The organism is Sphingobacterium spiritivorum, assembly GCF_016724845.1.
Classification (GTDB): domain Bacteria; phylum Bacteroidota; class Bacteroidia; order Sphingobacteriales; family Sphingobacteriaceae; genus Sphingobacterium; species Sphingobacterium spiritivorum_A.
Genome location: NZ_CP068082.1, coordinates 4,350,584 through 4,366,777, shown reverse-complemented (window position 1 = coordinate 4,366,777; position 16,194 = coordinate 4,350,584). Strand labels below are relative to the sequence as shown.

Sequence of the window (16,194 nt, the reverse complement as noted above, 5' to 3'; positions counted from 1 at the left end):
TTAATATTCGAATAATGTGTTTAACCCCTGCAACTGTTGTTGTACCTGTTCATCAGATGAACTGATTTTGATTTTTGCAGTTAACGTTTCTACTCTTTCGGCAAGCTGAGCCAGTCTCTGGCGATAATCCTCTTCCGGTATTTCTCCGGATATCAGGAGTTTCTGCACTTTATCTTTGATATGGAAGCTACTGAATATACGCAACAGGTAATAAGTCAGGTCTTCTACGCTATATACTTCAAATGTATTATACAACTGGAATTGTCCATTTAGAAATACAAATAAATCTGCCGTCTGATCTCCGAAATGCACTCCTATCACCTCTCCCTGCAACGGAATATGTTGCTGAGCCTGTTCTAATATCACCTGAAACTCCGGGATAAACTGTGCTTCCGGAAAAAGAGACTTCCAGCGGTTGTACAATATGGCATCATATTGATAGACTGCTGTAACTCCTCCCAGATTCAATTTTTGATGAAGGGTATTTCCCTGTTCTTCATCCATCAAAAACTGGGTATAATCTTCCAGCGCTTCTTCCTTAAAAAGCTCATTAGGCACAAATATAAGACTCTGGTGAGGCACCACTATTTTTACCCGTACAAAGGGCAGACTCAAAAGTTGTAAAGCAGAGGGTTCTGGCTGTTCACTTTCATATTCCATCATCACTTGGACCGTCCCTTTTTCATCCGACACAAGAATAGTATCCGTATGAAATCCGGTTTTGACCAGAAGTGTATAATGGGGCAAATATTGAATATTAAATTGATCTGAAGTATAATTCATGTGCAAAGCTACCTTTCGAAACGGTATAGATTACTATATCTAACAAAATTAGCTTTTACAATTGATATGACAAACCTTTTAGATAACTTTGATCGTGCATATCCAAGATTTACTGATACAAAATTTTCATTGGCCGCCTACTCCCCAGCAAAAAACAGCATTTTCGCTGTTGGATGAGTTTCTGAGCACTTTTGACCGTCAACAGGTATTTATTCTGAAAGGTTATGCCGGTACAGGTAAGACCGCCATTATCAGTTCCGTTGTAAAGACACTTCCTCAGCTTCGTAAGAAAAGCGTGTTACTGGCTCCAACAGGACGGGCTGCCAAAGTCATGAGTTATTATTCGGGAAGGAAAGCATTTACCATACATAAGAAGATCTACCGTAAAAAGACATCCATAGCCTTCAATATGGATTTCGGGTTGGCAGAAAATTTACATGAAGACACTTTATTCATTGTGGATGAAGCTTCTATGATATCCAATGAATCTGTCAATATATTTTCCAAAAGCCTGCTTCATGATCTTATCCGGTATGTACAGTCGGGCAAAAACTGTAGTCTGATGTTTGTCGGAGATACCGCTCAGCTTCCTCCGGTAGGTCTATTGCAAAGCCCGTCTTTGGATGCGGAATATCTCCGGGATGAATTCTATCTGCATACTTTTGGTTTTGAACTCACGGATGTAGTAAGACAGGCAAAATCTTCCGGCATTCTGTTTAACGCAACCAAAATAAGGCAAGAGATCAAAATAGAAGAAGAGAAAAATGACTATCCCTTTCCTCAGTTTGTAACAAAGGGATTCGGAGATATTTTTCAGATGACGGGCGAAAAACTGGTGGAAGGCCTGCATTACGCTTATGACAAATTTGGTCTTGAAAATACATTAGTAGTATGCAGATCCAACAAATCGGCCAATCTGTATAATCAGAATATACGAAACCGTATTCTTTTTCGCGATGAAGAGCTGACCGGAGGCGATCTGATCATGGTCGTCCGCAATAATTACTACTGGCTTACGGAAAATAACGAACAGAACAAATCCGGATTTATAGCCAATGGAGATATGGCCGAAGTCAGAAAAGTCGGGAACATCCATGAGCAGCACGGTTTTCGTTTTGCAGATGTTACCCTGGAATTTTCAGCCAGTGAAGAAGATGATCCTGTCACCTGCCGTGTTATTCTGGATAGTCTTTATTCGGACTCTCCTAACCTGCCTTATGAACAACAACAGCAACTTTATGAAGCAATAGCAAAGGATTATGAAGATATATTCTCCAAAAAAGACCGCATGGAAGCGATCAAAAAAGATCCTTACTATAATGCTTTACAAATCAAGTTTGCCTATGCAATCACTTGTCACAAAGCACAAGGTGGACAATGGGAAGCTGTATTTGTCGATCAGGGTTATATGAATGATGATATGCTCACCACAGAATTTCTAAGGTGGCTGTATACGGCATTGACACGTGCAACAAAAGAGTTATTTTTGGTAAATTTTAATGAAAAATTCTTTTAATCCATGTCAGATAAGGATAACATAGAGCTTGAAAAACAAATAAAACGATTTCTGGATGTACTGAAAAGAAACAAACAGCAATACCTGTCTCCTATACAATCCGGAAATATCGATAGCCGGGCGTTATTTAATCTTTGTTTTGATTATTACAACAGTAATCTGCCTTTACATGCCTCCTGGTTGCTGGAAAAATATGTGAAAGCGGAGCCGCTTCAGCTACAGCTTCTGCATGATGATATAATTAACCGGCTGAATGACGTTCGTATTGAAGGCAGTCAACGTATTTTTGGAAATATTCTGATCTGTATTTTAGATAAGAGAAGTAATATTGTGCTGAATTCAGATCAGGAAGAAATTGTTATAGAAACAATTTTCAACTGGATGATCACTCCGGACAAGGCCGTAGCTGTAGTGGCTAATTGTTTTGAAATATTATATTATCTGAGCAACAAACATTCCTGGGTTAAAGAAGAACTTGCTGCTCAGATTGAATACTTTCTCAAAGAAGGACCTCCCTCTATACAATCCAGAGGAAAGAAGATCCTGTCTCGTATCAGAAAGAATATCTGACACCTGCTGAATAGAAGGTATACATATCGTTGTGTTGGGATTGTACGGGCACAAAACCATCCAGAGCATCATTCTGCCCCATCGAGAATTGTGCATTCAACACCACACTGAAATATCTTCCCGTACGGTTGTTGAAATTATACTTGTTTACAGGTATAGCAAAACCGGCGTTCGCAACCGGAAAAAGAAAGGTATTAGTAGTCTTTCCCTGATTATTAGAGACTGTACCATCCGCTTCTATCAACTCTTTAAAATCGCTCTGAATCCCCCCGAATCCTACTCCCAGGTAGAAAGAGTTCAACAGAATCTCTGTAGGAGCCGAATATGCTGAAAGTCTTTTATCTGTAAATTGAAACGGAAAAACGGTTACATTTACAAATCCTGCATAATAACCGTTATTTACTTTTCTCTTATTAAGCGTGTCGATAGTTGCGGCTGCTTTCAAAGATCCTATCTGTCCTTCCAGTCCCACCAGAATACCTTTGTAAATACGGTAATCTGCTTTCAGAAAGAATGCTACAGACATACCGGACTTAGGCAGGTCGCCGTAAAGTACAGTTGGTCCCGCTCCGGCAGTAATGTGAAATTTATCGTTAGCTTTCTTTGCTCCTCCGATTACAGGAGGACAATCCAGCTGTGCGAAGCTGGCAACAGGAGCACAAAAAATAATCGTAAGTAGGAATATGATATGTCCTTTCATATGGTATAGAGTGTGTATGTGCAAATCTAAAATAGTGTATTACCTCTTGAATGATGAATACGTCCCAAATGTTTGAATGCCGCTTCCGTACATTCTCTCCCCCTGGAAGTACGCATCAGATATCCTTCCTGTATCAGGAATGGTTCATACACTTCTTCTATCGTCCCCTCATCTTCTCCCACTGCAGTAGCGATTGTCTTCAATCCTACCGGTCCGCCTTTAAATTTATCAATGATCGTTGTCAGGATACGATTATCCATCTCATCCAATCCGTTTTCATCTACATTTAAGGCATTGAGTGCATATTGTGCTATTGCACGATCTATGGAACCGTTTCCTTTAATCTGTGCAAAATCGCGTGTACGACGCAGCAGTGCATTGGCTATACGCGGAGTACCACGGCTACGGCGTGCGATCTCATATGCACCTTCATCCGAAATAGGTGTATTAAGAATTGTAGCTGAGCGCAATACAATAGTTGTCAGCAATTTTGCATCGTAATATTGCAGTCTTGAATTGATCCCGAAACGGGCTCTCAGCGGAGCAGTCAGCAATCCCGAACGTGTAGTAGCGCCTACCAGGGTAAACGGATTCAGCGAGATCTGTACCGAGCGTGCATTGGGCCCCGTTTCAAGCATAATATCGATTTTAAAATCCTCCATAGCTGAATACAGATATTCTTCTACCAGAGGACTGAGGCGATGTATCTCATCGATAAACAGAATGTCACCTTCTTCCAGATTGGTAAGCAGACCGGCCAGATCTCCCGGTTTGTCCAATACCGGACCTGAAGTGATCTTGATGCCTACTCCCATCTCATTGGCAATGATATTGGATAATGTCGTCTTTCCCAGTCCCGGAGGGCCGTGTAACAACACATGATCCAATGCCTCTCCCCTTAATTTAGCTGCCCTTACAAAGATTGACAGATTTTCAAGAATTTTTTCCTGACCTGTGAAATCTTCAAACGTCTGGGGTCTGAGCACACGCTCCAGATCACGATCCGCAGGATTCAGATGTTCAGGATTGGGGTCAAGATATTCGTTCATATGTACAATATATAACTTTACGTGCTATTTCTAATTATATTTTTTGAACCAACTGGCTATTTTTAGCTGGATCACTCCAAAAAAGGCTTCCCTGAAGATTTTAGTGCTCATCTTGGAAGTACCTTCTGTTCTGTCTGTAAAGATAATAGGCACTTCTACGACATTAAATCCGTATTGCAATGCCGTGAATTTCATTTCTATCTGAAAAGCATATCCGACAAACTTGATTTTATCCAACGGAATTTTTTCAAGTACCCGACGACGAAAACACACAAATCCTGCTGTAGCATCCTGAATCGTAATACCGGTGATAAACCGGACATAGACAGAAGCAAAATAAGACATCAGTACCCTGCTCATCGGCCAGTTGACTACATTTACTCCTTTCACGTAACGGGATCCGATAGACATATCGGCTCCGTCCATACAACATTGTCTCAGCTTGAGTAAGTCATTTGGATTGTGACTGAAATCTGCGTCCATCTCGAATATAAATTCATAGTGACGTCCCAAGCCCCACTTAAATCCATGAATATAAGCTGTACCCAGGCCTAGTTTACCTTTCCGTTCTTCCATATGCAGGTGATGCGGAAACTCCTGCTGCAATTTTCGCACAATATCTGCGGTCCCGTCCGGAGATCCGTCATCGACAATCAGAATGTCAAATGCAATGGCTAAAGAAAAGACCTTACGAATGATCTTCTCAATATTTTCTTTCTCATTATAGGTCGGAATGATGACTAAGCTATCTGTCTGTTGCATAAAATAAATTGATGTAAAGGTAGTAATTATCCCTAAAGAATAACGAATATAATACCCCTCCAATTGTGGTTTTATCCTATACAGAACGACAGGAAAAGGCTATCCTCTGATATTAAAAAAACTACGGACAGAAATAAATCTACAGGAGTATAAGTCTTGTGAAGGATTAACCCGTTAAATAAAAAAAACGGATCTGCATACACAGATCCGTTTCCTTCAATTGTAAATAAGATAATCTATTTCACTCCGTTCATCAGCTTTTTGACTAACGGAGAGATTACGATCAGAAGTACTCCTGCTCCAAGAGCATATACTCCAAGTTGTTTGTAGCCATCTGTATAGGCCAGAAGTTTATCCATTAAGGAAGCCTTTTCATCCGGAGCTGTCATACCTGCGCCTAATAATCCGGCAAGATACTGTCCGTAGGCACTCGCTAAAAACCACAATCCCATCATCATACCGCCGAGACGCTTAGGAGATAGTTTGGTGACCATAGACAGCCCTATGGGAGACAGACACAGTTCTCCTAAAGTAACCGCAAGATAGGCTAATGTAAATACACCCAGAGAAGTTTTACCGCTGGCATCTGCAAAGAAACGGGTCGCAAAGAAAATATAATAAGCGACTCCAAGTAATAAGAATCCCAGCCCGAACTTTACAACAGTATTAGGTTCGACTTTTTTCTTAGACATAGCCAGCCACAGCAGACCTAACAACGGGCTGAATGCAATTACGAAAAGAGAATTTGCACCATTATTAACCATATTGGGATCTATGCTGAAAAACAAAAGATCACGATGTAAATTGTTATTCGCAAATAAGGCTAATGACCCTCCTGCCTGTTCAAAAATAGCAAAAAACAGGATGGAAAACATGATCAAGATCAAAGCTGCCAGAAGCTGCTGACGCGCCTTTTTCTCCTTTTCAACCAGCATCTGGTAGAAGAAATAGATCAAGGCCAACGGACCGATGATATACATAAACATATCTGTATATCCGGTATTATGAATCATGATAAAGATCAACGGAATACAAGCTAATGCGCCGATATACACCAGGACTTCCTGTATTGTTTTCTTTGCTTTAGGAAGATGCTCAATTGGGCTTGCTCCTATTGGTCCTAAATATTTTTTAGTTAGTAAAAAGATAAAAAGTCCGATTACCATGACAACTGCGGCTGCCATAAAAGCCAGATTCCAGGAATGTTCTTTACCCAGCCACACACACAATGCACCACCCAAAAGTGCTCCGACATTGATTCCGGAATAAAAAATTCCGAATCCGGCATCTCTTCTCGGATCTCCCTCTTTGTATAGCTCTCCTACCATAGAAGAAATATTCGGCTTGAAAAAGCCTGTTCCGATAATAGTCAGTACTATTCCCAGATAAAAGAAATCATGCGGTGAAACCGCAATTAATGCATTACCGGCGATCATCAGTATCGCTCCGAAAATCAGGGAACGTTTGAAACCAAGAATCCGGTCTGCAAAGATCCCTCCTATAAAAGTAAAAGCATAAACGAATGCCTGAATAGCTCCATACTTAAGATTTGCCTCTTTATCTGTCAGAAATAACTGATCGACCATAAAGATTGCCAATACACCACGCATTCCGTAGAAACAGAAGCGCTCCCACATCTCTACCAGGAATAAGTACCAAAGCTGCTTGGGGTACTTTCCTTCAAAATTCTGGATTTCGGCTAACGTTTGTTGTTTATATTCCTCCATTTTGTATTATGATATATTAAAAAAAGCTTTCCCGGATAAGGAAAGCCTTTAGATTTTCTATTTTACTCCGTGCATAAGTCGTTTAATCAGCGGATTAAGCAACATCACCAGTAATCCTGCTGCAGCCGGAATAATAGTGAACAGGAAGAAGAAGTGGCTCAATGAATAATTCTCTTTGATAATCTCTACCTGACCACCCAGAATAGCGGCCAGTTTCTGCGCAATCGCTATCGCAAGATACCATACACCAAACATAAAGGCCAGCATACGGGCAGGAACTAACTTAGAGACATAAGATAAGCCTACCGGAGAAATAAACAATTCACCTAATGTGTGGAACAGATAGGTCAATACCAGAAAGATCATAGATATCTTCACATGCTCATTGATACCCAATGAACCTAATCCTAATATCAAAAATCCTATGGCTACCAGCACCAATCCGAAGCCATATTTAAATGCGGCAGAAGGATTAAACTTGGATTCCCAGATTTTAGATACTGAAGAGGCTAATGCTATAATAAAGAAAGAGTTGAGTGTGGAGAACCATGAAACAGTGATTTCCGAAGTTTTGGCTGTAAACTCATTGGTCAGCATCCAGATAGCTGCACCCCAGATCAGCACAAAACAAATCAACAAAATAATATTCGAAGGAGCTATTTTTTTCCAGGTCGCTTTAGCGAGCAGGATCAATACCCATGAAATAATAGTCAATGGTACAATTGTAAATAAGGCATTTACAATATTGAAGATCATCAGGCTGTTGCCTGAAAGCTGTCTGTCGATATGGTCACGTGCTACCAGTACCAGCGATGTAGCTCCCTGTTCAAAACTCATAAAGAAGAAGATCAGGAAGAAAGCCAGCAGGATAACGGCAAACATTCTGTCACGAACGATTTTACCATAACGCAGAATACGGGATACGATCAGATAAATAAAAGCGATAAGAGCTATAAATATCATCAGGTATTGTCCTCTCAGATACGAAGTGTCAATAAATTTAAAAACATCTACAACCCCGTTTTTTGAAAGTGGATCGTTGAAGGCGTACATAAACCCTACAACCGTAATAAAACCGATCAGCACCATGTCAAAGGTAGTATAAGGATTGCGTTTGCTTTCCTCTTCACTTTCCTTCAATTTCTTTTCAGCATCTTCTTTAGCCGATTTATCCAATACGCCCAGATTACCCATCAGAGGTTTTGCAGCCCAAAACTGAATAGTGCCGAGGAACATAAAGATACCTGCCAGTCCAAATCCCCAGTGCCAGCCTACTTTTTCGGCTAAATAACCACATAGCATCATACCAAAGAATGCTCCGGCATTTACTCCCATGTAGAAAATAGTATATGCACCATCCTTTTTCTCCGGCAAATGCTTATACATCTCTCCCAGAATAGAAGGCATATTCGGTTTGAAAAAGCCAGTACCGATAATCAGACAGGCCAGTCCGGCGAAGAACATATAAGAGTTGTCAAATGCCATAGCAGCATGCCCTATGGTCATGACAGCTGCACCTATAATAACGGCTTTACGTGAGCCGATGTATTTATCGGCAATGATACCTCCCAGAATAGGAGTCAGATATACCAGCATGGCATAAGTTCCGTACAAAGCTCCGGCCTGCTCAGCTGTCCAACCCCATCCGGAAAAAGGACTTCCGAATATAACCGCTGAAGTTAGAAACTGAATCAACAATACGCGCATCCCGTAATACGAGAATCTCTCCCACATCTCTGTAAAGAAAAGAACTAATAATCCAGACGGATGTCCCAACACTGTTGACCCATCTATACCGTCTTTTTCAAGCGTGCCTGAAACGGCACGATTCTGATCATTCATATAAAATTTTAACTTAACAATAGCTACAAAGTTATAAATTTATCTTATTGCCAAATGGTCTTAATACAAAAAAAGCATCCTCAGGGATGCTTTTTTATGTAAATAACTTATTGTTAATGAATTCCGTGCATCATCCGCTTTAATACCGGATTTAGCAAGATCAGTATCAAGGCCGTAGCGAAAGGAATAAGCGTAAAAATCATAAAGAAATAGGACATCGAATGTGTCTCTGTAATCTTATCGATATAAGCACCCATAAATCCGCCAAGGAAATTGGCAATAGCTGAAGCACAAAACCAGAATCCGAATAATAAACCCAAAAATTTCTTAGGAGACAGCTTACTCACATACGATAATCCCACAGGAGACAGACACAATTCTCCTGTAGTATGGAAGAAATATGCCAGTACAAGCCAGATCATGCTTACAGATGCTGTCTTTGCTCCTGAAGGAATAGACATACTGCCATATGATAAAGCCGCAAATCCGATTCCTACCAATATCAGTCCCAGCGCAAATTTCACAGGTCCTGAAGGGTTCCATACTTTTTCCCACAGCTTACTAAAAGAAGAAGCTAAAGTAACAATAAAGAAAGAGTTTAGAATCTGAAACCAGGATACCGTAACTTCAGTACCGAAAGAAGTAAATTCACGGTGTACTTTCCAGACACCTAATACCCAGATCACAGCAAATGAAATCGCTGTAAAAATGATGGTCAACGGATATTTTTTATAAATTTTGGCAGCTAAGCTCCCTAATACCAACGTTACAATCAGCATCGGAAATATCGTTAGTGCCGCATCTACCCATTTAAATGCAGAAGCCATACCCCCATCCAATACACGCTGTGTATAATCTTTAGCAAATATGGTCATGGAACCACCAGCCTGCTCAAATGCAAAAAAGAATACAATACTGGCGATCATCAGAACAGCTACTACAAACAGACGGTCACGAACTACATTTGCAGGGATAACTTCATCCTGCTCTTCATTTGCAGCTACTCTTTTATCATGGTCCGCTTTTAATACTTTCGGACTCTCTCCGATAATACCAAAAATCCGCTGTCCGAAATAAAACTGTAACATGCCGAAAAACATAAATACACCGGCCAGTCCAAAACCATAATGCCATCCTACTTTCTCTCCGATATATCCGCAAAGCAACATACCTAAGAATGCTCCTGCATTGATCCCCATATAAAAAATAGTATATGCAGCATCTTTTTTAGAACTGGAATCCGGATATAACTTGCCCACCATAGACGAAATATTCGGTTTAAACATACCGTTACCCAGTATCATGAGAATTAATCCCAGATAGAAGAAATTACCGGAGAATCCCTCCAGAGCCATAGATGCATGCCCGAGTGTCATGATCAATGCACCTATCAGAATTGCTTTTTTATAACCTGTTAATTTATCGGCAATAATTCCTCCGAGTAAAGGTGTCAGATAGACCAGTCCGGTATAAAGGCCATACAACTTCATGGCTTCTTCATTGCTCCAGCCCCATCCACCTTTGGCAATCTCGCTTACTAAAAACACGGTCAGTAATGCCCGCATCCCGTAATAACTGAAACGTTCCCACATCTCGGTAAAGAAGAGGACAAATAGTCCTGCCGGGTGTCCCATTACCATTTTGTCATCAACTCCCTGTTTTGCCAGGTGCGAGACCAATACTCCATCTCTTTCTTCTGTCATATGATATTTTATAGATTTTACATGGTTATAATTGCCTGCTGAAGGAAATCATCAATCGTTGTTTTAACAAACAATGCTACAAAGAAAACAAACTTTTTGAATTGATACAGCTTATTAAAGAAATATTTTTGTTTCAATTGGCATTGAAACCACTCTTCTTCTCTATTTTTTTACGTGCAGGATTCAGATATTGGTCTTCATCCCCCCGTACTGGATTGTTAAATTCAATATTTGATTTAAAAAACAACTTGGCAGGGACGATCTCATAGGCATCATACGTCAGATCCGGCCCGTAATACTGATATTTTCCTTCCAGGCTTTTATCTGCGGGTACTAAATGATCGAATACAATTCTCTTTTTGGCGGCATCGTAGCGAAGCAACATACTGGCCTGCCTGGTATAATTGAATATTTTTCTGGAAATCTGCGGCTGATCCGAAAACAATTTCTTTCCGAATGAGGCTTCTTTCCCTTTGATGCTGAGCACTTCAATAACTTTTTGTGTAAACAGACGATTGTGACCTTTCCAGCCTAACAAAAGATAATGATCGGCATTCGGGATAATCTCATAATACTGAGCACCATACCAGTTTGCAGAAGATACAATTGCCTGGTCAGCTTGCTGGATTTCAAATGTTTTATCCAGTAATGGGATCAGAGATAGTTCTCCATTACCGGTTTTGAGCTGAATACTCCCGTAGTATAGATAAGAACCATCGTTGAGAGGTACATTCCAGGAGAATATACGAAATTTATTGTCAGGAGAATTCAGAACGGAGATCATCTTAAGCTGATCAAATCCAAAATCAAACGAATTCTTTTCCTTTAATGCGGAGACCAGCGTCTTCACAAGTTTGAAGTTGGCATCTATCCGTTCGGGTTCTGAAGGATTTTGAAAAACTCTGTTCCCGATACTCAGCAAAGAGTCCTGCCAGACCTGCATAGCTTTACCCGAAGGCTTTTGAGCATGTGCAGACTGAACAGTCAATATCCCTATTCCCAAACAGACAGATATAAACCAATACTTCATATAATCAATTTAAGCATCTATAGCAGATACTATTGGAATTTTTGTAGCAATTTTTTAGTTAACAATACACCATCAATCTCACTGTGCTTGTCCCCTTCGTATTCTATACCTACAAAACCTTTAAATTTTGCGTCTTTCACAATTTTCATCATGCGGGCATAGTCAATCTGTGTTTCGTTACCGTCTGCATCAAAATCATGTGACTTCGCACTAACGCCGTGTGCATAGGGCATCAGGTCAGTCACACCCTGATAGCGGTCATACTCATAGAAATTACCCAGATCAGGCAGACTTCCGCAATTTTTCTTTCCTACGGCTTTCAGTACTCCTGCCAGCCAGTCTCCATGTGAAGAGATACCACCGTGATTCTCCACAATTACACTGATATTAGATTTTTTTCCGTAATCAGCAAGTGTACTCAGACTCTCTACCACTCTTCCCTTAACTTCTTCCGGCGTACCCTTACCGGCAGCATTCACACGAATAGCATGACAGCCCAGGAATGCAGCAGCATCCACCCATTTGTAGTGATTCTCTACTGCTTCTTTACGTTTTGCAGTATCCTCATCTCCCAGATATCCTTCACCATCGATCATGATCAGAACATTACGTACACCGTTATCTTTAGCACGCTGATTCAGATCTTTCAGATAGGTCATATCCTTTGCTTTATCTTTAAAGAACTGGTTTACATATTCTACTGCATGTATTCCAAATTTTTTAACCGCAAATTCAGGGAAATCTATGTTTTTAAGATCTCCTTTAAAAAGAGTCTTATGTAATGACCATTCCGCTAAGGAAATTTCAAACCAAGGCTTTTTCGCTGCAAACAAATCCAAGTTTGGCGCTAAAGCGACACCTGCCGTAGCAAGTCCTAAATTTTTCAGAAAATCTCTTCTCGAGTTCATAGTAAGTTTTATTATTGATTATTGATAGTTAAATATTTGCCCATCCGGATGTCAGTACATCCACAAGGTGAATTGTTCGTACAGGAAGTTGATGCTTATCAATATATGCCTGCAAATGCAGCAGACAGGAGGCATCGGTAGAAATAATATAGTCTGCCTCTACATCCAGTGCATGCTGTACTTTCTGCTCTGCCATAGCAGCAGAGATGCCTTCAAACTTGACTGCAAACGTACCTCCAAATCCGCAACAGGTTTCCTGATCCTTCATCGGGACTAGTTCGAGTCCGCCAACCTTTGACAATAACTGGCGCGGTTCTTCTTTTATCTTACACTCCCGTAAGGCCGCACAGGAATCATGGTAGACTGCTGTCCCGACCAACTCGGCGCCAAAATAATCGCGCTTGGCAATGTGAATCAGAAATTCGCTGATCTCAAATACATTGCGTTGTATATTACGGCAACGGTTATGCTCTACAGAATTTGTAAATAAATCATCGTAGCCATTTTTGACCATACCTACACAAGATGCAGAAGGTGCTACAATATAATGCTCCTCACTAAAATCATTTAAAAATTTATGGCCGATTTCTTTGGCTTCATCCCAGAAACCCGCATTGTATGCAGGTTGTCCGCAACAGGTCTGTTCGGGATTGTAACTGACTTCACATCCCACCCGCTCTAATAATTTTATCGTATTGAAAGCTGTTTCAGGATACATCTGGTCTACAAAACACGGCACAAACAGCTCTACTCTCATATGTGAATTTTTCAAAAAATTAAAATTAGACTTTATTGAATTTTAATACCCTGAAGAGCAGTAACAATCCAATTACAAAAAATAAAGATAAAAATAATGCCGAATATCTGATATTATGTGTCAGCTGCTCTATAAGACCAAAAGAGAATAATCCGACGACAATAGCCAGTTTTTCGGTGACATCGTAAAAGCTGAAAAAAGCAGTCGTATCTTCTATATTTTGAGGCAACAATTTGGAATAAGTCGATCGCGAAAGCGACTGTATTCCCCCCATTACCAATCCTACCAGTACAGCCATAATATAGAATTGGATCTCGTTGGTCAGAAAATACGCTCCGACACAAATGGCGATCCAGATAACAACGACTATAATAAGGACCGATATATTGCCAATACGGCTTGCCAACGCTGACATCAGATAAGCCCCTGCTATAGCGACTAATTGAATTAAAAGTATGGTGCCGATCAACTTAGGTGCACCGAGATGAAGTACTTTTTCTCCAAATGCGGCTGCTACAATCATAATGGTCTGTACACCTATTGCATAGAAAAAATAAGCCGGCAAAAAACGTTTTATCCCCTCTATCTGTGCAATGCGATGCCATACTTTCAAAAATTCTTGTTTGACTGTACGTATCAGAGGAACTCCCTGTGTACCCGGCATAGCTGAATTAGATGGTAATACCCGGAATGGAATCTGGGCAAAGCCTACCCACCAAAGTCCCACCAGAAAAAACGACAATCGTGCCGGAAATGAAAGATCTGTAATTCCAAACCATTCCGGCTTCAAAACAAAGACAAAACAGATAATCTGCAACAGCACACAGCCTACATAACCGTAAGCAAACCCTTGTGCGCTGACTCTGTCCTGCTGGTCTACAGTTGCAATCAGCGGAAGATAAGAATTATTAAATGCAACCCCTCCGATATAGCCCATTGCTGCAAGAGCAAAGAATATTATGCTCATTTCCAGTGTTTCCAGCTTAAAGAAGTAAAGTCCCATACAAGCTGCACCACCAATATAGGTAAACAACTTCATAAGCATCTTTTTACGACCTGTAGCATCTGCAAAAGAAGTAATAAAAGGTAAGGATACCGCCATAAAAAGGTAAGCGAAGGCCAGTGCAAAATTGGACAATGCCGTATTCACCACTTCGATTCCAAAGAAAGTCACCGTGTCTCCGTGTTCCTTTGTATTGGTGATGGTTGTGTAGTATACCGGGAATATTGTAGAGGTAATAACCAGGTTATAGGCTGAATTAGCCCAATCATACATAGACCAGGCGCGAATTGTTTTCTTGTTGTTCTTTTCAACAGCTATCATAAAGGGTCTTTAAACTCCGAATATACAACGTTTATTTAAAAAATATTAGTGTCTCCATGTTAATAATTCTGACGTATATACGTCACAATATTGACCATCTCTCTACGTACTGTACTCGCCGAAGTCACAAAATTATTATTTAGGAATGAAAAAATAAGTTTGCGACCCGATCGTGTAATCAGATATCCGCTCTGACAGTGTACCGAATTGAGCGTACCTGTCTTTGCCCATACAAAAGGTTCTCCCATGTCCAGTTTGTAAGCAGACCGGATAGTACCGTCCACACCACCTGTCGGAAAGAGTTTATGCAAGATCTCCGTATCCGGAATATCTTTTTGTAATACCACCAGCAACTCCGCAATACTTCTCGGTGTGACCAGATTATACACGGAAAGACCACTTCCATCCTTCAGGTCTACTTTGTCTGTAAAGTATTTATAGTATTCCTGCTGCATCCATTCCCGCAATCTGTTGGTATCAAATTCGCCGTATCTGACGAGTGAACTCATCATCTGAAATTGTTCTGCCATAAAATTATCACTCGGCAACATCATTTCACGCAACATCTTATTTCTGCTGTTTGAATATACAGTCTTTAGATCTGATGGTTTTTCATAAGAAATCATTTTTACATCTTTCTTTAACGTATCCACCAGCAATTTCAAAAACAGACTATCCGAATATTTGAAAGGCTTCTCATTGAGATATCCTCTTTTGACATCGATACCGGACATATAGAAGATGTTTTTATCAAAAGCCCGTGTTAATTTAAATTTACCCTTACTCTTTTCGTCATCTTTTACATGCACATCTTTCTGAAAATAATCCGGTGTAGCCCGTAATGATCCTTTTTCTCTCGCTCTGAACGTAACGACATCTCCGTAAATAGGAAATGTGCTGATCTCGGGCTGATAATATTCATCATAGTCTTCCACAGACCAGCCGTTTCTGTAAAATGGCTCTTTAGAAGCTGTAGGTACATAATACAAATGTTTACCACTGCTTTTTAAAAAATTATATACTTTGTGGCTATCCAATCTGTTATGCAGAAAAGTAGGATCGCCCGTGCCCCAAAAGATCAGTGAATCACCTCTCTCTGTATACTGAAGTCCCGGAATAGAATCCGGTAACGTATGAATAGCCGCCAGAAGCGTAAAGATTTTGGTATTGGAAGCAGGCATAAAATGTTTTTCCTCGTTGATTCCGAATAGGAATCTGGAGCTGTCTGCATCATAAAGTGAAAAACCGTAAAAGTGTTTTTTAAGCCCTTCTGCCTGACTAAACTTCTGTTGAAGATCATTGGATATCTGCCCTTTAACAGGCATTATATAGACTAGTAGTGAAACAAAAAAGCTAAAGAGATATAATTTCATTGCGATAAACATACAAAAAAGATCATAAAAACCTTCATGTACAGAGTACACTAACTGTAAAGAAGCGCTTACAATCCATCTGATTGTTGAAAGAAGTGAAAATTTGAAGAAGATGAGCTGCGTAAAACTGCAGCTCATCTGCCAATAGTT

14 protein-coding genes are annotated in these 16,194 nt (G+C 40.3%); 2 read left to right on the top strand and 12 right to left on the bottom strand.

Going from position 1 to position 16,194, the window contains the following annotated elements:
• Complete coding sequence (locus I6J03_RS18490; protein ID WP_003003025.1) at positions 1-783, bottom strand: DUF3822 family protein; 783 nt, start codon at positions 781-783, stop codon at positions 1-3.
• Positions 784-877: 94 nt separating this feature from the next.
• Between I6J03_RS18490 and I6J03_RS18485 the strand changes: the two genes are divergently transcribed.
• Together I6J03_RS18485 and I6J03_RS18480 are read left to right on the top strand one after the other, a co-directional pair.
• On the top strand, positions 878-2,299 hold the full coding sequence (locus tag I6J03_RS18485; RefSeq protein WP_003003027.1) for an ATP-dependent DNA helicase: 1,422 nt from the start codon (positions 878-880) through the stop codon (positions 2,297-2,299).
• 3 nt (positions 2,300-2,302) lie between these two features.
• Positions 2,303-2,869 (top strand): hypothetical protein, encoded by a 567-nt coding sequence (locus I6J03_RS18480; RefSeq protein WP_003003029.1) that lies wholly within the window; start codon positions 2,303-2,305, stop codon positions 2,867-2,869.
• On the opposite strand, the gene I6J03_RS18475 is transcribed toward I6J03_RS18480, so the two are convergent.
• From I6J03_RS18475 to I6J03_RS18425, 11 genes are all read right to left on the bottom strand, one after another.
• Positions 2,853-3,569 carry a hypothetical protein gene (locus I6J03_RS18475; RefSeq protein ID WP_003003032.1) on the bottom strand — a complete coding sequence of 239 codons (717 nt, stop codon included), beginning with the start codon at positions 3,567-3,569 and terminating at the stop codon, positions 2,853-2,855. The genes I6J03_RS18480 and I6J03_RS18475 overlap by 17 nt on opposite strands.
• 26 nt (positions 3,570-3,595) lie before the next feature.
• On the bottom strand, positions 3,596-4,618 hold the full coding sequence (ruvB, locus tag I6J03_RS18470) for a Holliday junction branch migration DNA helicase RuvB (RefSeq protein WP_002995807.1): 1,023 nt from the start codon (positions 4,616-4,618) through the stop codon (positions 3,596-3,598).
• Positions 4,619-4,648: 30 nt separating this feature from the next.
• A complete protein-coding gene (locus I6J03_RS18465) occupies positions 4,649-5,380 on the bottom strand; it encodes a polyprenol monophosphomannose synthase (RefSeq protein ID WP_201679026.1) in 732 nt (243 codons plus the stop codon).
• A 236-nt stretch (positions 5,381-5,616) separates the two neighbouring features.
• Positions 5,617-7,107: a peptide MFS transporter gene (locus I6J03_RS18460; RefSeq protein ID WP_003003042.1), complete on the bottom strand. Its 1,491-nt coding sequence runs from the start codon at positions 7,105-7,107 to the stop codon at positions 5,617-5,619.
• Between the two features lie 57 nt (positions 7,108-7,164).
• Positions 7,165-8,949, bottom strand: coding sequence for a peptide MFS transporter (locus I6J03_RS18455; RefSeq protein WP_003003045.1), 1,785 nt, complete (start codon positions 8,947-8,949; stop codon positions 7,165-7,167).
• Between the two features lie 113 nt (positions 8,950-9,062).
• Entirely contained in the window at positions 9,063-10,652 is a 1,590-nt protein-coding gene (locus I6J03_RS18450; RefSeq protein ID WP_003003048.1) for a peptide MFS transporter, read from the bottom strand.
• Positions 10,653-10,785: 133 nt separating this feature from the next.
• Positions 10,786-11,682: a hypothetical protein gene (locus I6J03_RS18445; protein ID WP_003003051.1), complete on the bottom strand. Its 897-nt coding sequence runs from the start codon at positions 11,680-11,682 to the stop codon at positions 10,786-10,788.
• A 29-nt stretch (positions 11,683-11,711) separates the two neighbouring features.
• On the bottom strand, positions 11,712-12,590 hold the full coding sequence (locus tag I6J03_RS18440; protein WP_003003055.1) for a TIM barrel protein: 879 nt from the start codon (positions 12,588-12,590) through the stop codon (positions 11,712-11,714).
• Between the two features lie 28 nt (positions 12,591-12,618).
• Entirely contained in the window at positions 12,619-13,347 is a 729-nt protein-coding gene (locus tag I6J03_RS18435; protein WP_003003058.1) for a (Fe-S)-binding protein, read from the bottom strand.
• 25 nt (positions 13,348-13,372) lie between these two features.
• Positions 13,373-14,671: an MFS transporter gene (locus tag I6J03_RS18430; RefSeq protein WP_003003061.1), complete on the bottom strand. Its 1,299-nt coding sequence runs from the start codon at positions 14,669-14,671 to the stop codon at positions 13,373-13,375.
• 59 nt (positions 14,672-14,730) lie between these two features.
• A complete protein-coding gene (locus I6J03_RS18425) occupies positions 14,731-16,182 on the bottom strand; it encodes a D-alanyl-D-alanine carboxypeptidase/D-alanyl-D-alanine-endopeptidase (RefSeq protein WP_236586200.1) in 1,452 nt (483 codons plus the stop codon).
• Between the last annotated feature and the right edge of the window lie 12 nt (positions 16,183-16,194).